This window comes from Cyanobium sp. ULC065 (assembly GCF_977927515.1).
This window is the reverse complement of the sequence record NZ_OZ376393.1, coordinates 2,301,270-2,325,369: the sequence shown is the minus strand read 5'-3', so window position 1 is coordinate 2,325,369 and position 24,100 is coordinate 2,301,270. Positions and strand designations below refer to the sequence as shown.

26 protein-coding genes and 1 tRNA gene are annotated in these 24,100 nt (G+C 66.4%); 15 read left to right on the top strand and 12 right to left on the bottom strand.

The window, feature by feature from the left end; translation table 11 throughout:
* Window positions 1-105 precede the first annotated feature (105 nt).
* The 9 genes from ACXMDP_RS11415 to ACXMDP_RS11375 all read right to left on the bottom strand — a co-directional run bounded on the left by ACXMDP_RS11415 (window position 106) and on the right by ACXMDP_RS11375 (window position 11,265).
* Entirely contained in the window at window positions 106-3,648 is a 3,543-nt protein-coding gene (locus tag ACXMDP_RS11415; protein WP_259730614.1) for a DNA polymerase III subunit alpha, read from the bottom strand.
* A gap of 93 nt (window positions 3,649-3,741) precedes the next feature.
* The gene (gatA, locus tag ACXMDP_RS11410; RefSeq protein ID WP_259730613.1) at window positions 3,742-5,202 is read right to left on the bottom strand and encodes an Asp-tRNA(Asn)/Glu-tRNA(Gln) amidotransferase subunit GatA; all 1,461 of its coding nucleotides are present in this window, start codon (window positions 5,200-5,202) and stop codon (window positions 3,742-3,744) included.
* Window positions 5,203-5,232: 30 nt separating this feature from the next.
* Window positions 5,233-5,481, bottom strand: coding sequence for a DUF1816 domain-containing protein (locus tag ACXMDP_RS11405; RefSeq protein ID WP_094513405.1), 249 nt, complete (start codon window positions 5,479-5,481; stop codon window positions 5,233-5,235).
* An 82-nt stretch (window positions 5,482-5,563) separates the two neighbouring features.
* Window positions 5,564-7,693 (bottom strand): 23S rRNA (guanosine(2251)-2'-O)-methyltransferase RlmB, encoded by a 2,130-nt coding sequence (gene rlmB / locus ACXMDP_RS11400; RefSeq protein ID WP_259730612.1) that lies wholly within the window; start codon window positions 7,691-7,693, stop codon window positions 5,564-5,566.
* 18 nt (window positions 7,694-7,711) lie between these two features.
* Entirely contained in the window at window positions 7,712-8,092 is a 381-nt protein-coding gene (locus tag ACXMDP_RS11395) for a ribonuclease III domain-containing protein (RefSeq protein ID WP_259730611.1), read from the bottom strand.
* A 22-nt stretch (window positions 8,093-8,114) separates the two neighbouring features.
* A complete protein-coding gene (locus ACXMDP_RS11390) occupies window positions 8,115-8,465 on the bottom strand; it encodes an STAS domain-containing protein (protein WP_094513062.1) in 351 nt (116 codons plus the stop codon).
* Window positions 8,466-8,580: 115 nt separating this feature from the next.
* Window positions 8,581-9,717, bottom strand: a complete 1,137-nt coding sequence (gene carA, locus ACXMDP_RS11385; RefSeq protein WP_259730610.1) for a glutamine-hydrolyzing carbamoyl-phosphate synthase small subunit — start codon at window positions 9,715-9,717, stop codon at window positions 8,581-8,583.
* On the bottom strand, window positions 9,714-10,778 hold the full coding sequence (gene trpD / locus ACXMDP_RS11380; protein ID WP_259730609.1) for an anthranilate phosphoribosyltransferase: 1,065 nt from the start codon (window positions 10,776-10,778) through the stop codon (window positions 9,714-9,716). The genes carA and trpD overlap by 4 nt, the downstream gene beginning before the upstream one ends.
* Before the next feature lie 163 nt (window positions 10,779-10,941).
* Entirely contained in the window at window positions 10,942-11,265 is a 324-nt protein-coding gene (locus ACXMDP_RS11375; RefSeq protein ID WP_094513003.1) for a DUF3288 family protein, read from the bottom strand.
* Between the two features lie 161 nt (window positions 11,266-11,426).
* Between ACXMDP_RS11375 and ACXMDP_RS11370 the strand changes: the two genes are divergently transcribed.
* From ACXMDP_RS11370 to ACXMDP_RS11325, 10 genes are all read left to right on the top strand, one after another.
* Window positions 11,427-13,175: an ABC transporter ATP-binding protein gene (locus ACXMDP_RS11370; RefSeq protein ID WP_259730608.1), complete on the top strand. Its 1,749-nt coding sequence runs from the start codon at window positions 11,427-11,429 to the stop codon at window positions 13,173-13,175.
* A 123-nt stretch (window positions 13,176-13,298) separates the two neighbouring features.
* Window positions 13,299-13,562 (top strand): hypothetical protein, encoded by a 264-nt coding sequence (locus ACXMDP_RS11365; RefSeq protein ID WP_259730607.1) that lies wholly within the window; start codon window positions 13,299-13,301, stop codon window positions 13,560-13,562.
* A gap of 25 nt (window positions 13,563-13,587) precedes the next feature.
* Window positions 13,588-14,346: a peptide-methionine (S)-S-oxide reductase MsrA gene (msrA, locus tag ACXMDP_RS11360; RefSeq protein WP_399233750.1), complete on the top strand. Its 759-nt coding sequence runs from the start codon at window positions 13,588-13,590 to the stop codon at window positions 14,344-14,346.
* A 72-nt stretch (window positions 14,347-14,418) separates the two neighbouring features.
* Window positions 14,419-14,775, top strand: coding sequence for an MliC family protein (locus tag ACXMDP_RS11355; RefSeq protein WP_233133014.1), 357 nt, complete (start codon window positions 14,419-14,421; stop codon window positions 14,773-14,775).
* Between the two features lie 5 nt (window positions 14,776-14,780).
* Window positions 14,781-14,981 carry a hypothetical protein gene (locus ACXMDP_RS11350; protein WP_259730606.1) on the top strand — a complete coding sequence of 67 codons (201 nt, stop codon included), beginning with the start codon at window positions 14,781-14,783 and terminating at the stop codon, window positions 14,979-14,981.
* Window positions 14,982-14,983: 2 nt separating this feature from the next.
* Window positions 14,984-15,349, top strand: coding sequence for a hypothetical protein (locus ACXMDP_RS11345; protein WP_259730605.1), 366 nt, complete (start codon window positions 14,984-14,986; stop codon window positions 15,347-15,349).
* 15 nt (window positions 15,350-15,364) lie between these two features.
* A tRNA-Pro gene (locus tag ACXMDP_RS11340) sits at window positions 15,365-15,438 on the top strand.
* Between the two features lie 133 nt (window positions 15,439-15,571).
* Window positions 15,572-15,697, top strand: coding sequence for a hypothetical protein (locus ACXMDP_RS11335; RefSeq protein ID WP_259730604.1), 126 nt, complete (start codon window positions 15,572-15,574; stop codon window positions 15,695-15,697).
* Window positions 15,698-15,778: 81 nt separating this feature from the next.
* On the top strand, window positions 15,779-15,922 hold the full coding sequence (locus ACXMDP_RS11330; RefSeq protein ID WP_198948291.1) for a hypothetical protein: 144 nt from the start codon (window positions 15,779-15,781) through the stop codon (window positions 15,920-15,922).
* Between the two features lie 100 nt (window positions 15,923-16,022).
* Complete coding sequence (locus ACXMDP_RS11325) at window positions 16,023-16,181, top strand: hypothetical protein (protein WP_259730603.1); 159 nt, start codon at window positions 16,023-16,025, stop codon at window positions 16,179-16,181.
* A 136-nt stretch (window positions 16,182-16,317) separates the two neighbouring features.
* On the opposite strand, the gene ACXMDP_RS11320 is transcribed toward ACXMDP_RS11325, so the two are convergent.
* Window positions 16,318-17,454: a hypothetical protein gene (locus ACXMDP_RS11320; RefSeq protein ID WP_259730602.1), complete on the bottom strand. Its 1,137-nt coding sequence runs from the start codon at window positions 17,452-17,454 to the stop codon at window positions 16,318-16,320.
* A 316-nt stretch (window positions 17,455-17,770) separates the two neighbouring features.
* On the opposite strand from ACXMDP_RS11320, the gene ACXMDP_RS11315 reads away from it, so the two are divergent.
* The 5 genes from ACXMDP_RS11315 to ACXMDP_RS11295 all read left to right on the top strand — a co-directional run bounded on the left by ACXMDP_RS11315 (window position 17,771) and on the right by ACXMDP_RS11295 (window position 22,343).
* Window positions 17,771-18,133: a helix-turn-helix domain-containing protein gene (locus ACXMDP_RS11315; RefSeq protein WP_259730601.1), complete on the top strand. Its 363-nt coding sequence runs from the start codon at window positions 17,771-17,773 to the stop codon at window positions 18,131-18,133.
* A 72-nt stretch (window positions 18,134-18,205) separates the two neighbouring features.
* Window positions 18,206-18,616 (top strand): hypothetical protein, encoded by a 411-nt coding sequence (locus ACXMDP_RS11310; protein WP_457766868.1) that lies wholly within the window; start codon window positions 18,206-18,208, stop codon window positions 18,614-18,616.
* 51 nt (window positions 18,617-18,667) lie between these two features.
* Window positions 18,668-18,799, top strand: coding sequence for a hypothetical protein (locus ACXMDP_RS11305; protein ID WP_259730599.1), 132 nt, complete (start codon window positions 18,668-18,670; stop codon window positions 18,797-18,799).
* A 200-nt stretch (window positions 18,800-18,999) separates the two neighbouring features.
* Entirely contained in the window at window positions 19,000-19,632 is a 633-nt protein-coding gene (locus ACXMDP_RS11300; RefSeq protein WP_259730598.1) for a hypothetical protein, read from the top strand.
* The gene (locus ACXMDP_RS11295) at window positions 19,629-22,343 is read left to right on the top strand and encodes a nitric oxide synthase oxygenase (RefSeq protein WP_259730597.1); all 2,715 of its coding nucleotides are present in this window, start codon (window positions 19,629-19,631) and stop codon (window positions 22,341-22,343) included. The genes ACXMDP_RS11300 and ACXMDP_RS11295 overlap by 4 nt, the downstream gene beginning before the upstream one ends.
* Window positions 22,344-22,418: 75 nt before the next feature.
* On the opposite strand, the gene ACXMDP_RS11290 is transcribed toward ACXMDP_RS11295, so the two are convergent.
* Window positions 22,419-22,553 (bottom strand): DUF1651 domain-containing protein, encoded by a 135-nt coding sequence (locus ACXMDP_RS11290; protein ID WP_399233743.1) that lies wholly within the window; start codon window positions 22,551-22,553, stop codon window positions 22,419-22,421.
* Window positions 22,554-22,996: 443 nt separating this feature from the next.
* The gene (locus ACXMDP_RS11285) at window positions 22,997-24,070 is read right to left on the bottom strand and encodes a CHAD domain-containing protein (protein ID WP_259730596.1); all 1,074 of its coding nucleotides are present in this window, start codon (window positions 24,068-24,070) and stop codon (window positions 22,997-22,999) included.
* Window positions 24,071-24,100: the final 30 nt, after the last annotated feature.

The window sequence follows — 24,100 nt, the reverse complement described above, 5'->3', positions numbered from 1 at the left end:
GTCTCACCGCATCCAGGCCCGTGCGTGAGCCCCAGGTCCATGCGTAATCCAGCCAGGCGTCTCAAGCCACCGGTCTGGCAGCCACAGCATCAGCCCAGCCGCAGATCAGGCCAGCTGCAGGGGTGAGTGCAGCCGGGCGGTGAAGGCGGCGGCGTGGAGGGTGTCCACGGCGGCCACGCCATCGCGCACGCAGAACTGGTGGCCGAAGCGTACGTAGCGGGTCTGGTCGTGCAGCTTCACCAGCGCCACCACCGGCACCCGCACCCCCGCTTCGTCCTGCTCCGGCCGGTGCCGCACCAGGCATTCGCGCAGCTGATGCTGCACGGCGATGTCGGCGGCCTGCTCGGCCTCCAGTTCCACCAGCAGCAGCTGCAGATCATCGATGGCGCGGCAATCGTCCACGATCAGCTGCACCCGGTCGTCGCGTCGATCCACCGAGGCCCAGATCAGCAGGCGTGCATCCACCATCAGGTGATCGCAGAGCCGGGCGAAGGTTTTTGGAAACACCACCGCTTCGGCAGTGCCGGTGAGGTCTTCGATCTGCAGCACCGCCATGCGGTCGCCTTTGCGGGTGGTGACATTGCGGATCTCCGGCACCATCGCCACCACACTCACGCGCGCCTTGTCGGCCTGCTCCTCGAGCGTGGCCAGGCCGATCGGTGAGAGCAGCCGGATCGGCTGCGCGAGTTGCCTCAGCGGGTGATCGGAGAGATAGAAGCCCACCAGCTCCTTCTCCAGCCTCAACTTCTCCTTCGGCGGATAGTCGCTCACAGGAGCAGCTTTCGGCGCCATGCTGTGATCAGCGCCCCCAGCGCCGCTGCCTGCTTTGCCGCCGCCATCGGCAGGCGGGGGGGCAAACAGATCGAACAGGTTTCCCTGTCCACTGGCCCGGTCGCGGGCGCGAGAGCCTGCCCAATCCAGCACCAGATCGAGATCCGCCATCAGCTGGGCGCGGTTGGCGTTGGGCTCCAGCGCATCGAGGGCGCCGCAGTGGATCAGCGATTCGAGCGCCCGCCTGTTCATCAGGTTGGTGGGGATGCGATCGCAGAGATCAGCGAGCGAGGCAAAGGGCCCATCCATGTGGCGGGCCTCCAGCAGCTGACGGATGGCGCCATCCCCGAGGTTGCGCACCGCCGAGAGTCCGAACAGGATGCGATCGCCGGTGGGGGTGAAGTCGATTCCCGAGGCATTCACATCGGGTGGCATCACCTCGATGCCCATGGATTGGCAGTTGGCGATGTAACGCTGCACCTTGTCGGTGCTGCTGGCGTTGACGGTGAGCAGGGCAGCCATGTAGGCCACCGGATAATGCGCCTTGAGATAGGCGGTTTGATACGTCACTGCCCCGTAGGCGGTGGAGTGGCTCTTGTTGAAGCAGTATTCCGCGAACAGCACCATCTGCTCGAATAGCTTTTCCGCCACCGCACTGTTCACGCCGCGGGCCGTGGCCCCCTCCACGAACTGGCTGCTGTGCTTCTGCATCTCCGACACCTTCTTCTTGCCCATGGCGCGGCGCAGCAGATCCGCTTCCCCCAGCGAATAGCCGGCCAGATCCTGCGCGATCCGCATGATCTGCTCCTGATACACCATGATCCCGTAGGTTTCCTTCAGGATCGGCTCCAGGGCCGGGCAGGCGAAATCAATCGCTTCGCGGCCGTGCTTGCGGTTGATGAATTTGGGGATCAGGCCGGCATCCAGCGGGCCGGGGCGGTAGAGCGCCAGGATCGAGGAGATATCTTCCAGGGAAGAGGGTTTCAGATCGCGCACGATCTGACGCATGCCGCTGGATTCCAGCTGGAAGATGCCTTCCAGATCACCGCGGGCCAGCAGTTCATAGGTGCCGGGGTCATTGGCCGGCAGGGCATCGGGGTCGATGCGTTCACCGCTGCCCCGCTCCACCAGATCCACCGTCTTTTCGATCATGGTGAGGTTCTTGAGGCCGAGGAAGTCCATCTTCAGCAGCCCCATCGCCTCCACATCTTCCATGAAGTACTGGGTGATCACCTGGCCGTCGTTGTTGCGCTGCAGCGGCACCAGCGAATCAAGCGGTTCGGCGGCGATCACCACACCGGCGGCATGCACACCGAAGGTTTTGTTGGTGCCTTCGATGCGGCGGGCCATGTCCACCCAGCGGCGCACATTGGCGTCGTTTTCATACTTTTCGCGGAACTCCGGTGCCGGTGACTCCGGCCCGATCATCTCGGCGAGCTTGGCCGGTTTGCCCCTCACCACCGGAATCAACTTGGCCAGCCGGTCGGCATCGCCGTAGGGGATGTCGAGCACGCGCGCCACATCCTTCAAGACCGCCTTGGAGGTCATGCGGTTGAAGGTGATGATCTGCGCCACCTTGTCGTCGCCATAGCGCCGGGTGACGTACTCGATCACCTCGCCGCGCCGCTCGATGCAGAAGTCGGTGTCGATGTCCGGCATCGACTTGCGCTCGGGGTTGAGGAAGCGCTCAAACAGCAAGCCGTGCTCCACCGGATCGAGCGCCGTGATGCCAAGCGCATAGGCCACCAGCGAGCCGGCCGCCGAGCCCCGACCCGGACCCACCGGGATGCCCTGCTCACGGGCGTAGCGGATGTAATCCCACACCACCAGGAAGTAGGTGGGGAAGCCCATCTGCTCCATCACCTGCAGCTCGAAGGCCAGCCGCTCGCCATAGAGCGGCGTGAACGGCTCGGCGGCCGAGAGCCCCAGCCGCTTGCGCAGCCCCTGCTCACTCACCTCGCGCAGATAGCTCACCGCCGTGTGGCCATCGGGGATCGGGAAGCACGGCATCTGCTGGCGGCCGAGGATGTCGTAGGCCTCCACCTTCTCGGCCACCACGGCGGTGTTGGCGATGGCACGGGCCACCACGGCGGCATCGAGATGATCGGCGAACAGACGGCCCATTTCCGCCTCGCTCTTGATGTATTCCGTGCCGGTGTACCGCAGGCGCTTCTCATCGGTCACCAGCTTGCCGGTGAGCACGCAGAGCAGGGCGTCGTGCGCTTCCACGTCACCGCTGGTGAGGTAGTGGGCGTCGTTGGTGGCAATCAGCTCGATGCCGAGTTCGGCGGCGATGCGCACGATCTCCACGTTCACGATCCGGTCTTCCGGGGAGCCGTGATCCTGGATTTCCAGGTAGAAATCCTCCCCGAACAGCTCCTGATACCAACGGGCCACATCCCGCGCCACATCCGGGCGGCCGCGCAGAATCGCCTGGGGGATCTCACCGCCGAGGCAGGCGGTGGCCACAATCAGGCCTTCGCTGTACTGCTGCAGTAGTTGTTTGTCGATGCAGGCGCGGGCAAAGATGCCGCGCCCCCGCATGCCGCGCAGGTGGCTGATGCTGGTGAGCTTCACCAGGTTGCGGTAGCCGGTGTCGTTCTTGGCGAGCACCACCAGGTGGTAGCGGCGTTCTTTCTTCGGCTGCGGATCCTCGATCGAGCCGTTGATCACATACATCTCGTTGCCGATGATCGGCTTGATGCCGGCCTTGCGGCACAGCTTCAGCAGTTCGATCGCGCCATACATCACGCCGTGGTCGGTGAGGGCGAGGGCCGGCATGCCCAGCTCCACCGCGCGCTCCACCATCTGCGGCAACTGGCTGGCCCCGTCCAGCAGGCTGTAGTCGCTGTGGTTGTGGAGCGGAACGAAAGCCAAGGGCGTGGGGTGGCTGAACCACTACGGGGTGTGCTTACCCTACGGGCACAACACTAGATCTGGCGTTTAGTTCCCTGTCAAGGCACCGCCGGCTCAGGCCACCAGGGCCGCCTCAGGCCGGCTGTCCATCACCCGCGCCGCCTGTTCGTAGTGGTGAGCCACCTGCAGCAGGCGCGGCTCCTCCAGCACGCCGGTGATCAGCTGCAGACCGATCGGCAGGCCGTCGGCGTCGAAGCCGCAGGGCAAGGAGATCGCCGGCAGGCCCGCCATGTTGGCCGGAATCGTGAGCAGGTCGGCCAGGTACATCGCCAACGGGTCGTCGGCGTGGGCGCCGAAGCGGAAGGCGGTGGTGGGTGAGGTGGGGGTGAGCAGCACGTCCACCTGGCCGAAGGCGGCGTCGAAGTCGCGACGGATCAGGGTGCGCACCTGCTGGGCCTTCTTGTAAAAGGCATCCACGTAGCCGGCGGAGAGGGCGTAGGTGCCGATCAGGATGCGGCGCTGCACCTCGTCGCCGAAGCCTTCGGCGCGGCTGCGGGCGGTCATCTCCGCCAGGCTGCCGGCCTGCTCGGAGCGGAAGCCGTACTTCACACCGTCGTAGCGGGCCAGGTTCGCCGACGCCTCTGACGGGGCGATCACGTAATAGGTGGCGATGCCGTCGTTGAAACGGGGGCAGCTCACCTCCACCAGCTCGCAGCCGAGGGCCTCCAGCTGCGCGGCGGCCGCCAGCACCGACGCCTTCACCTGGGGATCCAACCCCTCCTGTTCAAAGCATTCGCGCACGAGACCCACGCGCAGACCGGCGATGGGTTGCCGCAGCGCGGCCCGGTAATCCGGCACGGGGGCCTGCAGGCAGGTGCCATCGCGGGGGTCGGCGCCGGCGATCACCTGCAGCAGCTCGGCGGCATCGGCCACGCTGGTGCTGAACGGACCCACCTGGTCGAGGGAGCTGGCGAAGGCCACCAGCCCCCAGCGGCTCACCCGGCCGTAGGTGGGCTTGAGCCCCACCACGCCGCAGAAGGCGGCGGGCTGGCGGATCGAGCCGCCGGTGTCCGATCCGAGGGCCGCCATCGCTTCACCGGCGGCCACAGCCGCCGCGCTGCCGCCGGAGCTGCCGCCCGGCACCCGTTCGGGGTCCCAGGGGTTGCGGCTCGGGCCGAAGGCGGAGGTTTCGGTCGAGCTGCCCATGGCGAACTCGTCGAGGTTCGTTTTGCCCAGCAGCACCGCGCCGGCCTGCCACAGCCGTTCGGTGACGGTGGATTCGTACGGCGGAACGAAGTGCTCCAGCATGCGGCTGGAGCAGGTGGTGGCGATGCCCTTGGTGCAGAGGTTGTCCTTGATCGCCAGGGGGATACCGGCCAGCGGCGGCAGCGTCTCACCGGCGGCACGGGCGGCGTCGATGCGATCGGCATCGGCGCGGGCCCGTTCCGCCGTCACCTCCAGGTAGGCATGCACGGTGGGATCCACCGTGTCGATGCGGGCCAGGTGGTGATCGGTGAGCTCACGGGCGGACACGTCTCCGCTCTGCAGCCGCTCACGCCATTCGGCGATCCCCATCCCAAGCCCATCGTTGCTGGTGGGACGCTATCAGCCGGGCTCCTGAACGTCGGTGAGGGGTTCGCCCCGGTGCGTGCGGAGGATTTCATGGCTCAGCCCGCCGGGTGCCTCTGCCTGAAGATCGGCGAGAAAGTGCTCCAGTTCCACTTCCAGCTCCTGGCGCCGCATGAACGGGCCGAACCAGTAGATGACGTTGGGATCGTGGGTTTCAACCCGCGCCCACCATGCCATCCCCAGACCATTGGCCAGGCTGCGCAAAGGCCGGATCAGGGCGTCCATTCAGGCTTTTCGTACCGATCCATTGTGCCCTCGCATGGGGCCGTCCACAGCCGTTTTTCCCGAATGGTGTGCACCGTCGGACTCAGAGCTGGATGTCCCCCTGAAAGCCCGTGGGGCTGGTCGGCGAGAGCTCCAGGGTGAGCTCCAGAGGCGCTGAAGGAGGTGCTGGGGCAGCGGTGGATTCGCTGCTGGTTCCAGGCTCCTGAATGGTTGCGGTCTTCTCACTGGCTGCAGGCTCCACAACGGCTGCGAGCTCGTTGTGGGCCGCGGGCACCGCGTCCTCTGCGGGTTCCTGCACCTGCTCCGGGTCGATGCCGGCGAGGGAGTCGTACGCAGCCACTGCCTCCTCCACCATCAGCTCCCCATCAATGCGCAACTCCTCATCCACGGGGAACTCCCCATCGACGCGCTGTTCTTCAACGACGATCAACTCCTCTTCGACGATCAACCCCTCATCCACAGCCAGGAGCCCATCCACAGGCAGCTCCTGATCAGCGGTCAGCAGCCCCTCATCGGCCGGAAGCGCATCGCCCGGGCCGTCAGCAACGGCGGCCGGTTGGTCAACCGCCGCCGGGACTGCTTCTGTGTTGCTGGCTGCCGCCTTGCTCGGCAGCTGCGGACGCACGATGCGCGGAGCCGGGGCATTGCCGGTGATCGCCTGCATCCAGCCGCGGCGGGCTACCTCATAGAGCAGCAGGGCCGTGGCCACCGAGGCGTTCAGGCTGGGCGTGGCGCCCCGCAGCGGAATGCGGATGAGCTGGTCGCAGTGTTTGCGGGTGAGCATCGAAAGCCCCTGGCTCTCCGAGCCGGTGACCACCACCAGCGGGCCGTCGAGATCGGCTTCCGTGAGGCTTACCGTGCCTTCTTCAGCCAGGCCCACCACCCGGTAGCCCTCCTCCTTGAGCTGCTCCAGCGAGCGGTTCAGGTTCACCACCCGGGCCACGGGCAGGTGCTCCAGGGCGCCGGCGGCCACCTTGGCCACCGAGCCGGTGAGGCCCGCATTGCGGCGCTGTGGCAGCACCAGGCCATGGGCGCCAAGGGCTTCGGCGCTGCGCACGATCGCGCCGAGGTTGTGGGGATCGGTGAGTCCGTCCACCGCCATCAGCAGGGGCGGTTCGCCGATGCCGCGGCAACCGTCGATCAAGGTGCCGAGATCGAGGGTCTCGGCGGCGGCGACCTGCAGCACGATCCCCTGGTGCACCGCTCCACCGGTGAGCTGGCCGAGGCGGGCCCAGGTGACCTCCTCCACCAGCACCCCACCGGCCTTGGCTTCGCGCAGCAGCTGCAGGAAGCGGGGAGCGAAGCGCAGCTCAGGGGTGCACCAGATGCGGTGAATCGGCCGGTCGCTCTCCAGCGCGGCCTGGGCGGGATGGCGTCCCCAGATCAGATCATCGGCCGGTTCGGCGCCGAAGCGTTCCGATTCGCCCGTTGCTTGCGGCTCGCTGGCACCACGGTCCACGAACATCCCGCCGGAACCGCCGGGGCCATCAGGCCGGGGGGCGGAGAAGGGGGGCTTGCGGAAGGGCGGCCGGCCCGTGGGGCGGCCGCCGAAGGAAGGACGGCCGCCGAAAGAGGGACGGCCACCAAAGGAGGGGCGACCTTCCGGCCTGCGATCGCCGAAGCGGCGCTCACTGAACGGGCGGGCGCCCGAGGGCCGATCGCCGCCAGGGCGGTCGCTGGAGGGGCGATCGCCGGCTGGGCGGTCCACAGAGGGCCGATCACCTGCAAGCCGCTCCCCACCGGGCCGCTCGCCAAAGCGCCGCTCACCCCCGGCGCGATCGTCCGTGCCACGACGGGGGCCGAAGCGGGCACCACCACCAAAGCGGGCGCCGCCACCAGCGCCACCGAAGCGCGCACCGCCCCCGGCACCACTGCCGCCGCCGAACCGTGCACCACCGCCACCGAAGCGGGCGCCACCCCCCTCGGCCGGGGCCGCTCCCGCTTCCGGCCGGCGACCGGCGGGGCGCGAACTGATCACCCGGGCCGGGCGGCCTTCGCCGGCGGGGCGCTGCACGCGCTCACGCCGCTGCTTGCGCCATTCCTCACCGCCCCGGTCGGGGGCTTCGCGGCCGCCACGCTCCGGGGCCGGACCGCGGCGCTCAGGCCGCCCTTCGCCTGGACGGGACGGCCGCGCGCCGCGCGGGCCTGCTCCGGGCCGATCGCTGCCCCCGCCTGCGCCATTGGGCCGGCGGCGCTCGAAACGTTGGTTCATGGGTACGGAGGCAAGGGGTCAGGGGTCGGTCTGTTCCAGATGATCCAGCAGCTGGGCGAGCCGTCCGGGATTCCGTAAAAAGAGCCAGCCCACCATTGTCTCAAACCCTGTGGCCTGTCCGTAGCGTCCCGCATCTCCCCGGCGAGGACCACGGCCGGCTTTGTTGCGGCCACGCCGCACCCATTCCCGCTCTTCCGGCTCCAGCAGCGGCTCAAGCCGCTCCAGCGCCCGCGCCTGGGCATCGGCGCGCACTTCCTCCACCACGGCCCGGTGCAGCACATCGCTGCGGCCGGGGCTGCGGCAGTGGCGCAGACGTTGATGCAGTTCCCACACCGCATCGCCCAGCCAGGCGAGTTGGAGCGGCCCCAGCGCCTCGGCTTCCGCCGGTTGCAGGCACATCAGCCAGCGGACGGCCTCGGAATCAGGCGGTGGCAAGGGCACCCAGTGCCGTTTCCAGATCGGGCTGCAGGTGCAGGAAGCTTTCCAGGCGCACCAGTTTCACGGTCTGGATGACGCGGGCGTTGCCCACCACCACGAACTGGATGTTGGCTTCGGTGCACTGCTTCGCCAGCTGCACCAGCACGCCGAGGCCGGAGGAATCGATGAAATCGATGTGGGTCAGATCCAGCAGCAGCGGCAGCTTGTTGCTGCCCATCTGTTCGGTGATGAACTCCTTGAACTGCTTGTCGGAATAGGCGTCGAGCTGGCCAGTGAAACTGCACAGCAGGCAGTTTTCGCGACGCTCACAGCCGCCCCGTAAGGAAACGGTCAGTCGATGCAGTTCTGGAATCGCCCCAGCCCTCGATGCGAAACGAGCGACCGAAGTGTAATGAGCGATGGCAAGGCCCAGACCGCTCGCACACAAAACCGGAACACCCGCCGGTCGATCAGGCGCGGCGTTCAGCCATCAGGGCCACGAAGCGGCCGAAGTGGTGGTCGGCGTCGTGGGGGCCAGGACTGGCTTCCGGGTGGTACTGCACGCCGAACACGGGCCGGTGGCGATGGCGCAGGGCTGCCACCGTGTTGTCGTTGAGGTTGGTATGGGTGATTTCCACCTGTGCCGCATCCAGCGAGGCGGCCGCCAAGGCGAAGCCGTGGTTCTGGCTGGTGATTTCCACCACCCCATGGCCGCCGCAGGGATGGTTGAGGCCGCGGTGGCCGTAGCCGAGCTTGTAGGTGCTGCCCCCGAGGGCCAGGCCGAGGATCTGGTGGCCCAGACAGATGCCGAACACCGGCAGGCTGGGTTGCTCGATCAGCCCCGCCGCCAGCCGGATGCCGCTCTGCACGGCGGCCGGATCTCCGGGCCCGTTGGAGAGGAACACCCCCTCCGGCTCCTGGGCCAGCACCTCGTCGAGGCTGGCGCCCGCCGGAAGCACCGTGACCGTGCAGCCGTGGGCGCTGAGCCGCTCCAGGATCGCCCGCTTGATGCCGAAGTCGATCGCTACCACCCGGTAGGGCTCAGCCGGCGCCACCTGCTGGCGCTGATCGAAGCCGGCGCCGCAGAGCTGCTGCCACACGTAGCTGGTGGGTGTGCTGACGGTTTCCGCCAGGTTCAGGCCTTCCATCGAGGGGCTCCGGCGCACCTGCTCCAGCAGGGCGGCGGCGACGGTGCCATCGCTGCTGATCGCGCCGTTCATGGCACCCCGCTCGCGCAGGTGGCGCACCAGCGCGCGGGTGTCCACGCCGGCGATGCCCACCACGCCGTGCTCCGCCAGCCAGTCGGCCAGCAGGCCTTCGGAGCGCCAGCTGCTGGCCACCGGCGCCAGCTGGCGGGCGATCACGCCGCGCACCTGCGGGGTATCGGCCTCACGGTCGTCGGCGTTGACGCCGGTGTTGCCGAGCTCCGGGTAGGTGAAGGTGACCAGCTGGCCCGCGTAGCTGGGGTCGGTGATCACCTCCTGATAGCCGGTCATGCCGGTGTTGAACACCACCTCACCGATGGTGGTGCCCACCGCACCGAAGGCCGTGCCCCGCAGCACGGTGCCATCGGCGAGCACGAGCAGGGCGGCGGAGGGGGCGGTCAAGGGGCAGGGGTAGCGCTGGTCTGATCATCCTCCTGCGCCAGGACTGCACGCAGGTCCTCGAGCCGCTGCCACGGGGCCGGGCCCGCCAGCGCCGCCAGCGCCTGCGCCAGGCCGTCCTCCACGCTCTCGGCCCTGGCAGCGGCCCAGAGCACCAGCGCCGTGTTCAGCGCCACCACGTCGCGCTGGGCGCTGCTGCCCTCCCCCCGCAACACCGCCGCCAGGATGCGCTGGTTGGTCGCCACATCGCCGCCGGCCAGCGCCTCGATCGGCGCTTCGGCCAGCCCCAGGGCGGTGGGATCGAGGCGGAGCGAGCGGATCTGCCCCTGCTCCACCAGGCGCAGCTCGCTCGGACCGGACAGCGAGGCCTCATCGAGACCGCCATGGCCGTGCACCACCACCGCCCGCTCCAGGCCGAGGCGGCAGAGGGCATCGGCCATCGGATCGAGCAGGTCGGCGCGGGCCACGCCCAGCACCTGGGCTTCCGGCCGCAGCGGATTCACCAGCGGGCCGAGCAGGTTGAACACCGTGCGCACGCCCAGACGGCGGCGGATCGGTGCCAGCCCCACAAGGGCCGGATGCCAGCCGGGGGCGAACAGAAAGGTGACACCGCTCTGCGGCAGTGCCCCCACCACGGTGGCGGCCGACGCCTTGAGGTTGAGCCCCAGCGCCTCCAGCACATCGGCGGAGCCCACCTTGCCGCTGGCGCTGCGGTTGCCGTGCTTGGCCACGGTGGCACCGCAGGCCGCCGCCACGAAGGCCACCGCCGTGGAGATGTTGAAGCTGTCGGCCCCATCCCCGCCGGTGCCGCAGGTATCCACCAGGGGAAGATCGGGGCGGGGGCAGGGCAGGGGTGCCGCCTCGCGCAGCACCGCGGCCATGGCCGCCAGTTCCCCGCCGCTGACCCCCTTGCTGCGCAGGGCCGCCAGCAGCGCACCGGTGAGTTCCGGTTCGATCGCCGCGGCGATCCAGCCCTCCATCAGGGCGGTGGCATCGGCATCGGCCAGCGGCTGGCCCTGCAGCAGGGTTTCGAGCAGCTGGGACCAGGAAAGGGTGGAACGCATCGAGCCTGAGACGTGGTGGCCTGGTTGCGGGGAAAGGGCGCCCGGCCAGAAAAAAAGCCCGGGTGCAGGACACGCCGGGCCAGGTGATGGGGACGCTTCCACTATCACCTGAGAAACGCAAATCCGCTGATCATCGGAGCACACTGAGACCGATTCCCGTCGTTCAGGGCGTGTCCTGCGCGGCGGTGTCGAAGCCGCTGCCCACCGCCTGGCCCTCGGCGGCCGCAACCGGGCCGGGCCGGTAGCCGCCTTCCCACAACGCCCGCGTGCGGCGGTGCAGCTCCTCGCGGTTAAGGCCCCAGTGGGCCAGGGTCTTGGTGAGATCGGCGCGCAGATCCTCGGCGCCGGGAAAGCCGTCGTAGCGGTTCAGCAGGCGGGCCAGATCCACCAGCTGGCCGTCGCCGGGTTGGTCGCTGGCCAGCAGGCCATCCACCACCTGGCGATCGGTGCCATACAAAGGATGCGACTGGCTCTCGGGTGACGGCATGGGTAGGGGTGTGTTCGGGGCAGGGTGAGGCGCTGTGTGAGGCAGTGCGGGCGGCGGTGTGGGCGGGCCGGGGTGCTGATCTCCGCGGGGCCCGGCTCGAAGGCCTGCCACTCTCGCCCGGCCGGCGCGATCCGTAGGTTGGAGCCATTCCACCCCCCGCCATGGCCGCCATCCGCCTGGGTCTGATCTGGCGCTACCTGCGCCCCCACCGGCGGGTGCTGCTCGGCGGTGTGCTGGCCCTGGTGGTGGTGAACCTGCTGAGCGTGGCCATCCCGCTGATGGTGCGCGGGATCATCGACGACCTGCAGGACGGCTTCGCCGTGTCCTACGTGCTGAGGCAGGCCGGCTGGATCGTGCTGCTGGCCTCGCTGATGGGGGTGGCGCGGCTGGTTTCACGCCTGCTGGTGTTCGGCGTGGGGCGCCAGGTGGAGGCCAGCCTGCGCCAGCGGGTGTTCGACCACATGCTGCGCCAGGAGCCCGGCTGGGTGCAGACCACCGGCAGCGGCGAGGTGATCAGCCGCTCCACCAGCGATGTGGAGAACGTGCGACGCCTGCTCGGTTTCGCCGTGCTGAGCCTCACCAACACGGCCCTCGCCTACGCGCTCACTCTGCCGGCGATGCTGATGATCGACCCGCTGCTGACCCTGGCGGCGGTGGGTCTGTACCCCTTGATGCTGATGGTGGTGCGTCTGTTCGGCGGCCGCATGATGCGGCAGCAGCGGCGCCAGCAGGAGTGCCTGGCCAGCCTCAGCGACCTGATCCAGGAAGACCTTTCCGGCATCAGCGCCATCAAGATCTACGGCCAGGAGGTGCACGAGCAGACGGCCTTCGGCGAACGCAACGGCCGCTACCGCGACTCGGCCCTGGCCCTCTCCCGCACCCGCAGCACCCTGTTCCCGCTGCTGGAAGGCATCTCCTCGATCAGCCTGCTGCTGCTGTTGGCGATCGGCAGCGGCCAGCTGGAAAGCGGCCGCCTCAGCATCGGCAACCTGGTGGCCCTGATCCTGTTCGTGGAGCGGCTAGTGTTCCCCACCGCCCTGCTCGGCTTCACCCTCAACACCTTCCAGACCGGCCAGGTGAGCCTGGAGCGGGTGGAGGAACTGCTCGGCCGCCGGCCACGGGTGGAATCCCCGGCCGATCCGGTGCCTCCCGCCCGTGAGCGCCATGGGGCTGTCGAGGCGCGTGGTCTCACGGTCCGCTACGACGACGCCCTCCGCGAGGCCTTGAGCGACGTGAGCTTCCGCATCGCTCCCGGCGAACTGGTGGCGGTGGTGGGCCCGGTGGGCTGCGGCAAAACCACCCTGGCCCGGGCCTTAGGTCGCATGGCGGAGGTGCCGTCCGGGCAGCTGTTCATCGATGGCGTCGATGTCACGGCTCTGTCGCTGGCCGACCTGCGCGCCCAGGTGGCCCTGGTGCCCCAGGAGGGCTATCTGTTCACCGCCACCCTGGCCGACAACCTCCGCTACGGCGACCCCGACGCCAGCCTCGAGCAGGTGGAGGAAGCGGCCCGCGAGGCGCGGCTGGAAGGCGACATCCGTGGCTTCCCCGATGGCTACGGCACGCTGGTGGGGGAGCGTGGCATCACCTTGAGCGGTGGCCAGCGCCAACGCGCGGCGCTGGGCCGGGCGCTGCTGGTGGATTGCCCCCTGCTCGTGCTCGACGATGCCCTCGCCAGCGTGGACAACAACACGGCGGCGGCGATCCTGCAGTCGATCCGCGCCCAGCACGGCCGCACGATCGTGATGATCAGCCACCAGCTCTCGGCCGCCGCCGCCTGCGACCGCGTGCTGGTGCTGGAGGACGGGCGGCTGGTGCAGCAGGGCCACCACGAGGATCTGCTGGCCCTGCCCGGCACCTACCGCCGCCTCTGGGAGCGGCAGCAGGCGGAAGTTCAGCTCCAGTTGGCCTGAACCGAGACGCTCAGCTGCAGCTGGCTGAACCAAAACGAGTTGTTGAACGGAGCAGACAACCTGCCCCGGGGCGGCTTAGCTGGGGGCCGGGATCTCCCGGCCGCCAACCGTTCCCTCGTTGTCATGGATCCCCTCAAGGGCTACAACCTGCGCTGCACCCTCACCTTCGGCGACATCTACGGGCAGGTGCTGGCCTGGATGGTGGTGATTTTCGTGAGCCTGGCGGCAGGGCTCGCCTTGATGGGCTCCAGCAAGCCGATCTTCGCCTTGGTGGGCGTGGGCGTGATCCTGGTGCTGTCGCTGCCCTTCCTGCTGTTTGCGTTCACCACCACGCTGCTGAACCACATCGCCCTGCAACCGGCGGCGGACACGGAAACCCCTGCCTAGGCTCCGTTCAGCTTCCAACGACCCGTTGTTCGGACTCTTCACGACCGGCACCAGCAGCCCAAAGCAGCGGATCGTTTCCGCCACGGAGGCCCTGCCCGGTCGGGCCACGCCAATCCCCACCGCCGAACGCCACGTGGTGCTGGGCACACCGCTGCAGGCACCGCTGCAGGCCCATGAACAGGAGGCCAGCTTCGGCTGCGGCTGTTTCTGGGGCGCGGAAAAGGGCTTCTGGCGCCTGCCCGGCGTGGTCACCACGGCCGTGGGCTACGCCGCCGGCCACACCCCCAACCCCACCTACGAGGAGGTGTGCTCCGGCCGCACCGCCCACACCGAGGTGGTGCGGGTGGTGTGGGACACCCGGCGGGTCGATTTCGCCGATCTGCTCAAGCTCTTCTGGGAATGCCATGACCCCACCCAGGGCCTGGCCCAGGGCAATGACACCGGCAGCCAGTACCGCTCGGCGATTCTCTGCACCACGTCCGAGCAGCTGACGCTGGCCGAGGCCAGCCGCCGGCACTACCAGGAGCAACTCAGCGCCGCCGGCTTCCCGGCGATCACCACCGAGATCCTGATCCACAAGCCCTTCTATTTCGCCGAAACCCACCACCAGCAGTACCTGGCCCGCCCCGGCAGCCGCCCTTACTGCTCCGCCCGCCCCAGCGGTGTGCGGCTCACCGCCTTTGCCGGCGGCAACTTCCTGCTGGCGCCCGAGGTCTGGGCGCAGTACGACTGGTCGGTGCAGCACTGCGTGCTGCGCAGCTCCAACGAGCCAATCCGCCTCTGACCCAGCCTCTGGGCTGGCCCGAGCGGTTCGGCGGCCCTCCTCGACCCTTCGCTTCCACACTGGTTCTTCCCGATGACGACCGGACCCGCTGCCAGATCCGCTGCCAGCCTCCTGGCCGCCGGCCTCAGCGCCACCGTTGTGGTTCCGTTGATGCCGCCGGTTCTGGCGATGAGCTCCCCTTGGTGGGAGCACTACGAGATCCGCGAGAGTTTTCTCTGTCGCGACCAGGGACGCCTTGTGGTGGAGCGCAATGACGCTCAGGCCTCGCTGATCAGCGGCGGTTCCCGCGCCACCTTGTTCCGGGAAACCTCGCCGCTGCCGGGGGTGCGCTACGGCGACGACAACCTGCGGTTGATCCTCAGAGGCGATGAGCTCACCGTGGAGCGGCTGCCGCAGCGCTTCTCCTGCTTCCGCACCGATCAGGCCTGACACCGATGGGTTCCCTCTCCGACCGCACGGTGATCGTGTCCCTGCTCTGCACCCTGGGCCTGGTGTTTGCCCTGGTGTTCTGGTACGGCAAGCTCAACCCGGCGACGGAGGCGCCGCTGCTGTGGAAGGAGGCGCCGCCATCGCGAAGCACCCCCGCCCCCGGGCTGGAGCCGCGCGTGCCCCGGGCCAACGGCAGCGTGATCTGAGCGTGGTCGATCCCCCAGGCGAGCCCCAGGGCAAGCGCAAGCTTCACCCCCTCCCCCGCGGCCTCGTGGAGCTCTACGGACTGCTGGCCGTGCTGTTCGTTCTGGTGCCGGAGTGGATGGCCGGGGGAGCGCTGCTGGGCCTGCCTGGGGCCTCGGCTGGCGACCCGATGCCCGTGCGCGCCAGCGCCTGGCGGCGGGTGCCGGAGCTGCGGCTCGCCTCCCTCTCCCTGGCCGAACTGCGCCACACGGCGCGCCGGCTGCGGCTGTGGGGCTATGCCGGTGCCCGTCGCGAACAGCTCAGCGCCCGGGTGCTGCGGCGGCTCAAACGCAGCAAGCACTGGGAGCGCTGGCTGCCACCGGAGCTGTGATAGTTTCCATCTCGCCGGGGCGTAGCGCAGCTTGGTAGCGCACCACTTTGGGGTAGTGGGGGTCGTGGGTTCAAATCCCGCCGCTCCGATTCAGTCACACCGGTAGATCCCAGTCAGACAGCCACCTCTTCCCTAGGGGTGGCTTTTCTGTATAGGCCCGTTTAGGCCTAAACAGGCGACAGAATCGGTCCGCCTTCCGGGCCGCCCGTTTCCCTGGACGCAGTGCTCTGCGATCTGAACGCCAGGCTCAAGGCCGGTCGCCACAGGTGTGCGGTGGAGCGACGCAAGGCCAGCCTTGTGCTGCGGGCCACCCCAGCAGCCCTGCTGCAACTGGTGCGGGACCGATGAAGCATTGAGGGCTGGCACTGGATCTGCGACACCCAGCTCTACGAGGACGACCACCGCTGCCGCGGCAATGGCGCCGGCGCAATGGCCACGCTCCGAACCGCAGCGCTGAACCTGCTGCGGTTGGCCGGTTTCCAGTCGATCCTCGCTGGGATGCAGGCGTTGATGCACGGCATCACGGCGCTGCTGGTGATGGAGCGACGGCAGCCACAGCAAGATCCTTACTGAGGCTTTGAATCAACCCTGCCTTGCTGCTGGCCGCGCGGGTGCTTCGCGTCCTGCGCTGCTGCCCAATGGCTGCTGTTTTGTTTCTTCGTCCGCCCGCTCCGTGTCGCGCTCCAGAACCGTTCGCCAGCAGGGAGAGGCCCCGCCTGCCGCCAAGCTGGTGGAGGCGATCATCCAGCTGCGCTGCATTCTCTTCAGAGGCGAAGACCTGAATGTCGCTGCAGAGAAGAATGATCCCTACCTCACTGAGCTATACTGCTAACTCGACTTCAATATATTCAAAGCCGTTTAAGCTGGCGCCCGGGTGGTGAGCGCCCAGCCGGAGGCTTAAGTGTCGGCGGGGGTGTGGCGCTAAGGTCACCTCACACCAGGCGATCAGCCCTGCTTGATGAGAGCAGTCATAACAGCCGACTGACAAAATCGAGCGGAGTCAGGCCGCTGTTGCCGTCTGGATAGTTAGCGAAGCCAACCGTCACGTCGCCATACAGGGAGTTGGCTGTACTCAGCACGCTTATTGCTCCATCGCTACTGCGCGTCACATCCAAATCCTGCCAACTGGCCTTGGCACGAAATTCACCCTTTTTGTTGCGTTTGACAGTGACCTCCGAGGCGATTGCCAGGTCGCCCTCGTCGTTCAGGGCAACACTGGTGGCAGGCAAACGGTAGCTGCCGTTGTCTGTACGATAAATCCCTTCAAAGTGGGTGATCAGGTCGGTGCGATCTCGATTTCGATAAGAGAACGTCGTGTAATTCGAAAACTGACCAGTGATGCTGTCGTAATCGATCAAATAGGCCTCACCGGCAGAGACCCTGCTGGCCTCTTCGTTGAGCACCTCGCCCGACCCACCGGCAATGGTGTACTTTCCGCTGCCGTTGGCCCAAATGCCATAAGCCGTGTGCGTTACCAATGGATCGCGCTCGCCAGGGAAGCGGATGGGGGTTTGACGGCCCGTAGCCAGCTCGACGATGAAAGCAGTGGAACTGAGACTGAAATAACCCGTGAGATCGTCGACATCGGCGTTGTCGGTATTACCGACAGCCAGACCGCCATCCACAGAGTGGACAAACGTATAAGAACCCTTCACGCCCAACTGAATGGTGCCCTGCACGCTGCGCCAACCAGTGGCCGTGGAGCCGTTCAGAGCACCGGTATAAGTGAAGCCAACGATGGCAGGGTTATCAGAGCTAGGCGCTTGGTTCCCCAGGCTCCGGGTATACGCGCCCACAAGATTGCCCAGGCCGGCACCAAAGTTGTCGGGCCCATAGACGCTGGTGCCTGCAGCACCAAATCTTTTCGGCACTGCCACTGTGCTCCAGGTCCCGGAGCCACTGACACCTCGCCTCATCACCCTATCCAAGGGCCCCTGGTACACCAGGCCCACCGGGGTGGGACCCGGTGAATTGTTGGCGCCGACCAACACAAAAGTGCCCGGTGCATCACCACCCTTGAGGCCTTGTAAATAGGTGATCACCGAGGGGTCATTCCCCGGGTTGTACTGGAAGGGGGAAATAAATTGACGACGCTCGGCGGTCATGGTCAGGGGGCTGCAAAGGACTGCCGGCAGTTGGCCGTACACTTCCAGCTTGACGCACACTCCATAAGTTGGCAAAGAATGGTTAACTCCTGACAACACAACCGAAGGATCCAGCGTGCCTAGCTGAGGTCCCTATCGTTCCAACCCGAGTTTAATAGCCTTTCTTGCGACGCCTTCTTTCCCTGTCCGCCGGCGTCATTGCTCTGGCCCTCGTTGTTGACCTAACTGTCTAATGCCACAGATTCTTCCAGGTCACAAAGGTTTGTGAGGTTGACAGGGTGGTGGTGCGACCCAACAAACCAAGACCTCACACCCCATGCATCCACACCCCACTATCCGCCTGACACCGATCGATCGTGAACGCCTGATCCGTCAGCATCTCGACCAGGGCCGATGCCTTGCTGAGTTGGCTGCTGAGAACGGCATCAGTGAATGCACCACCCGCAAGTGGCTGGCACGCTTTCGCTCTGATGGACCAGCGGCACTGGCGGATCAATGCAGCATTCGCCGCAGCCAGCGGCGGAGACTCGATCCGGAGCAACAGCAGCAGGCCGTGGAACTCAAACACCAGCGCTGCAGCCTCCGAAGGATCGTCCGGCTGCTGCTGGCGCCGGTCAGCACCCTTGCCCGGGAGATGCGGCGCCTGGGGCTGAACCGACTGCGGAACCTCAACCCCTAGCGCGAAGTGCTTCTGCGTTGGCAAAGCCTTCTCAAAGAGAAGCAGTGACCGCCGGTGCAGCGATACCAGTGGGTGCAACCGGGAGACATGATCCATGTCGAGAACAAACAGCTCGCCTGGCTCAACCGTGTTGCGTACCGGCTCACCGGTGATCCACGCAAAGGACGATCCCCCGGCGCCGGCTACGAGAAGATCCATGTGGCCGAGGATGACGCCACCGATCTGTCCCACGTCGAGGTGTTGGCCGACGAGAAGGGCTCGACCACGGTGGGCTTCTTTAGCCGAGCGGTGGCCTGGTTCAACGGCCAGGGCTACCGCTACGCGGAAGCCAAGCGCTACGAATGCCGACGGGTGCTCAGCGACAACGGCTCGGCCTCCAAGTCCCATGGGTGGCGAAAGGCCTGCCAGGCCATGGGGTTGACAGCCAAGAAGACCAGGCCCTTCACCCCAGTGACCAACGGCAAGGCCGAGCGACTCATCTAGCCGCAGGCTTCTGCGAAGCAGTGGACCCTGCTGGAGGAGCGGGCCTACGTGATGCCTTACAGCAACGCAGCGGCTCTCAATGAGCCGCTGCTGGCCAACCTGCGGATCTATATCGGCCTCAGGTACCACATGGCTCTGGGTGGTCTCACCCCTCAGCAGCGGCTCGCTCAGCTGCAGGAATGAACAACCTGGTGAGAAACCACATCTAGGGCTTTGAAGTCGCGGCTGAGGTTGCGATGTTTGCTCATGAGTGGGAGCCGCCTTTCAGAGGCAGTGCCCCACCTCACCGGTTAATGGTGGGCCCTAGCCAGAAACACCGTGGCGCTCCTCACGCGGCATTGGCGCTAAGCATTAAAGTAATCTTGAATGCATGATTTGCTGTCGTGAACAGTACCGTTCAGGAGATGGGTGAGTCTGGTCAAGACGACCACGGCAACTGTAACAACGACAGCATTTTAGAGGCTGAAACCGGTCTGGCTACGCTCATCGAGGACTGGCGGAGTCAGCTGGTGGTGTGGGCCGGCAATGGAAAGCTCAGCCATGCCGCGCAGGTCGCACTTCAGCTCCCTGCAGACCACTCCGGCCTGCAGGGATTCGTGAGCAGAATCAGACGGCGTGACTTCAGCGACCTTCCCCCGGTTCGTTGTCTTGATCCAGAAGCGATGGAAGAAAGCCCCTGCGCCTATTCACCAGAGCGGCCACTGATCCTGATCAACCGGGACTGGTTGGATCATGCATTGGCGGAGCAGGTGATCGCCGTACTCAGTGAAGAGCTTGGGCATCACCTGGATGTCCTGTTTAATCCGGTGGACACCCCAGGAGATGAAGGAGAACTGTTCCTTGAATGCCTCCGTGGGGACCTCTCTGCCGAGACCATTGTGATGTATCGCCGTCACAACGAGGAAAGCGGCGTGGTGCATCTTGAAGGGGAAGATCTTATCGTTGATGAGGTAGGAGTTGGGGCTATGTGTCTGGACCTGCGCGACCTGCCCCACCAGGACGCTCCCCAGCCTTGACCTGTGCACTGATCTGCGCCGATCCTTATCACCCCCTCAGCCAGGCCCTGGCCCTACGGCTCGGGCTCCAACCGCGCCGAGCCGACGACCCGCTGAACCCAAGCGACAGCCGGGTGGTCATCCTTCAAACCGCCTCCGTGTCTCCCCTGCGCTGTGATCCAGGCCCACGGCCACTGCTTGAAGTGGCCCCCTGGCATCTCACCCTGCCGGAGTTTCGTCCTGATGCAGCTCGGCTACGGCACGCGTTCCTGTTGTCGGAGCTTAGCCACCACGACGATGCCCTCACCTTGGAGCGGCTGCTGCTCTGGCCCTACGGAAAGAGATCGATCGCCTGGCTGGACGATCAAGAACTCCTGAATGTGATCGATGCCTGGATTGACGATCCTTGGAGTGGTGAGCGCTGCCTAGAAGGACCCGAGGCTTTTGATGCCGGCCAGATGGCTGCTGCCATCAGCTCGGCTCTTCAGAATGCCATCAGCAGCGCCGCAGGGTTTGCCGCGCTGAAGTTTGAAACCTGCGACCGCGATGGCGACCAGCTCCTCGATGTTGAGGAACTGCGTGTCACACTCCTGCATGCCGGCGTGAGCGCCAGCGAGGTGAACTGGGTCTTGAACGAGCTGGGCAAGCTCGATGGCATTGACGCAGTTCAGTTCAGTCAGGGTCTTGGCCATGCCCTGGAGGAGGCTTTGGCCGAACAGCAGGCCTCTGTTCAGGTCGTACAGCTCGAGTGCCCGGCTGCCGTGAGTGAACTGCTGCTTCAGGGTTGGAGGGAGGAGGCTGCCATCGCTCTCCACCAGGCATCCCCGCCCACTACAACACCGGATGCTCCCTCCGGCGTGATCCGCTGCAAGGGCAGCACCGCGCTAGCGACCTGGCTGCGCTCCAGGGTGATCGACTGGATTCCGGTGGAGATCCTGCCGGCCCTCGGTGTTCTCAGCCGGCGGGCGGGCCGCACCGAAGGCCACCCCGCTCTGCTATTCACTTACCGCCTCAGCAATGGTCAGGTCGCGCTGATTGAGCGCACGATCGATTTTCGCCACGTTGCACTGCGCTGGCGGGATGGCCCTGACGGTGGTGAGGAAATCACCTGGAGCCAGGGGGATCTCGTGCGCAGCCTCACGCTGATGGAACAGCGGATCGTGGCGGTCCGGCTGCGAGGCCATTGGGCTGAGTTCAACCGCGTCGAGGGGCTCTTCATTAAGGGCGAGCCGCTTCCCCACTGGATGGTGGTGCTGTTTCGCCGGAGCGGCCGGTTCCAGCTTGAGCAGGAGCAGCCCCGCGGACCCGCCGATCCAATCTGCCGCTGTGCTCACGTCAGCTGTGGCCGCCTGGCGGAGTTGATCAGCCAGGAGCCCGGGCCTTCCCTCACCAGCCTGGCCCGTCAGACGAAAGCGACCACCGTCTGCGGCGGTTGCATTCCCACTATCGAGAGCTGGCTGGCGGTGGGCGGCCCGATGCCTCCCGGGGTGGACGCCTCGACCTCGCCACTGAACCCGCCACTGGGCCCGTCCTTGCAGGCGCCGTCCATACAGCCGGTGGTGGCCTCCAGCCCCAGGCTGCTGCCAATCCATGATCGCCCCGCAGAGGCCAGAGCTTTTCTACAGCAGTGCTATGGGGAACAGCATCTACACGAGGTGCTCAGCCCACGCCTCAGCGAGGTGGAGGACCATCTGCAACGGGATGGGGATTATCACCACAGCTATGACGAGCTTGCTTACGGTGCGCGGCTGGCCTGGCGCAACAGCACCCGCTGCCTGGGCCGTCACCTCTGGGAAGACCTTGATGTGCGCGACCGCCGCGACCTTGAAAGCGAGGAACAGATGTTCGCCGCCATTGTTGAACACATTCAGGCGGCCACCAACGGCGGGCAGTTGCTTTCCACGATCACCGTGTTCAAGCCGGATGGGCGTCGCATCTGGAACCCCCAGTTCTGTCGCTATGCCGGATATCGACAGCCCGATGGCTCGGTGCTCGGTGACCCGATGCAACTGGAACTCACCGAGGCCCTGCTGGCCATGGGCTGGAATCCTGGCGTGTGGACCCGCTTCGATCTGCTGCCAATCGTGATCCAGCTTCCGGGCCGGCAGCCGCGCTATTTCGAACTGCCGCCGGATCTCATCCTGGAAGTGTCCATCAGCCATCCACGCTACAGCTGGTTCTCCGATCTCGATCTGCGCTGGTATGCCCTGCCAGCCGTGAGCAATTTGGCCTTCGATTGCGGTGGCATCCAGTACACCGCAGCACCCTTTAACGGCTTTTACATGGGCACTGAGATCGGCGCCAGCAACCTTGCCGATATCGATCGTTATAACCAGCTTCCGTTGATCGCAGCAAAACTCGGTCTTGATACCAGCTCCGAGCGCACACTCTGGCGAGACCAATGCGTGGTGGAACTCAATGTGGCGGTGCTCCACTCCTTCGAGCAAGCAGGGGTGCGAATGGCGGATCACCACACCCTCACGCGATCATTCATGGACTTTGCCGCCAGCGAGCACCAGTGCGGTAGACGCGTGCAGGTGGAGCCTCGCTATGTGGTTCCGCCGATCTCCGCATCACTCACTCCCACCTATCACGCCGACTTCGATGGTTCCCAGATCCTCAAGCCGAACTTCTTCCTCCAGCCCGATCCCTGGCTTGACTGCGGGGGGAATGCCACTGACGGCATCGAACCAGAGCCATCACCTGTCTGTCCATTTCACCGTGGCGGCTGAATCACTCGCACACTTCAGGGTGATAGGACTGTCTCCACCAGCCATTCAAGAGGAGTGGGTAGCCAGGAGCAGCAATCACCACTGTGGGCTACACCCAATCCACCCGGCCTTGCGCTTCTCCCTCCAAACCTTGATCGCCTCATCCCTGCTGATCTCTCTGCGGCGCTTCAGGAGCGGGATGGATGAGCCTGGCAACAGTTCACGAGACACCAGCTCGTTTCACCCGCACACACGGGATTGCCATCGACTCGGTGCTGACGCGGGCGCCAAGGTGCAGCGGGGACTTCGCCCCGCCATGCCCCGCTCCCCCGTGCCAGTCCTCAGCTTCTGAGCGGGCCCGCTCCGGCCATCGTCAACAGCTGCTGGAGGTGCTGGCATGACCACCAGCTGTGCAGCCCCCTTGCCGCTGGGGCCGTGTCCGAAACAGGCAAGGGAGGGCTCGTCACACAACGACATCGCTCTGCCAGCGGTCCACAATTGGTCCACCCCCTCAGCTGATTTGCTCCGAACCTAGGAATAGCAACGCATCTCAGCACTCTGTCTGCACTTTTCTGCCACTGAACCAGCCTTCGGGCTCACCAGCGGCAGCAACGTTCTCTGTTAAGCCGGCCCTGAGGCCGGCTTTTTTTGGCAAGGCGGCCAGTGGTGCCTCCCTAGGAGGCAGACTGGCGGCTGGCGTCGAGCAAGGTGACCTGGAGCTCCTGGCGGGCGGCGGCGCTGTGCAGCGTGCCGGCCAGCTCCCGCCAATTTCGCCACTGCTGCGCCTGCTCCTTGGCGATCTCCGCCTCCAGCCCCGGCAGGCTTTTTTCCTGCTGGCCGGGCCGCTGCGGATCGAACAGCCCCTCGCTGAGCACCTGCAGGTCGTGCAGTTCGCCCAGGTGATCCTGGGCCTGGCGCAGCAGGGCGATCCAGCGGCTCAGGGAAGGCCCCACCAGGTCTTCGAGCGGCTCGAGGGTGTAGCGCAGGGCCTTGAGGCGCTTGCGCAGCTCGTGCAGAGCCGGATCGTGCGGATCGGTGGCGAACCAGCCGTTATGCAGAAACAGGCTGGCGGCGGCCGCTGCCTGCCATTCGAGCAGCCAGCTGCGCAGCGGCTGCTCCCCCAGCGGGGTGAAGCGCGGCTGGGCCTGCCAGTGGTGCAGACGTGCCAGCAGCTTCAGGTAGGGGCCACTGCGCAGCGCCTCCTCCAGCCCCTCGAAGGCCTGCCGGCGCTCCCGCTTCAATCGCTTCAGCACCGGCCGCAGGGCTTTCTGCTCCTCTGCCGGCAAGAGGGGCATCAAGCTGCCGTGCAGCCGCTGCTGCAGCACGTCGAGGTCGCGGGTGAGGCCGGTGTGGCGCGCCACCTTGGCAATGCGCCGATCGCTGATCGTGTCGGGCAGCACCAGCGCCGGGGCGAACTGCTGCAGCACCGTACGCAGGCGTCTGAGGCTCACCCGCAGCTGATGCAGGGGTTCGGGATCGTGGTCGGCGAGGACGTCCGGCTGCAGCTTGCCCAGCCGGCGGGTCTGGCGCTGGATCAGCAGGGCGGCATGGGCGCCACTGCTGCTTGGCGGCTGCACCTCGCCAGCAGCACCTTCTGCGTCGGCGGTGTTGTCACGTTCATCCGGCGAGCTGCCGGACTCGTCGTCGGTCGTGGGTCTGTCCGTCTTGTTGTTCTTCATGGTGTTGATCTCGGCATCCATCACGTCACCCATCACGCTCTTCATCACGGTGGTCCTCACGCTGTTCATCACTGGGCGGGAGCTTGCTTGTCAACGCCG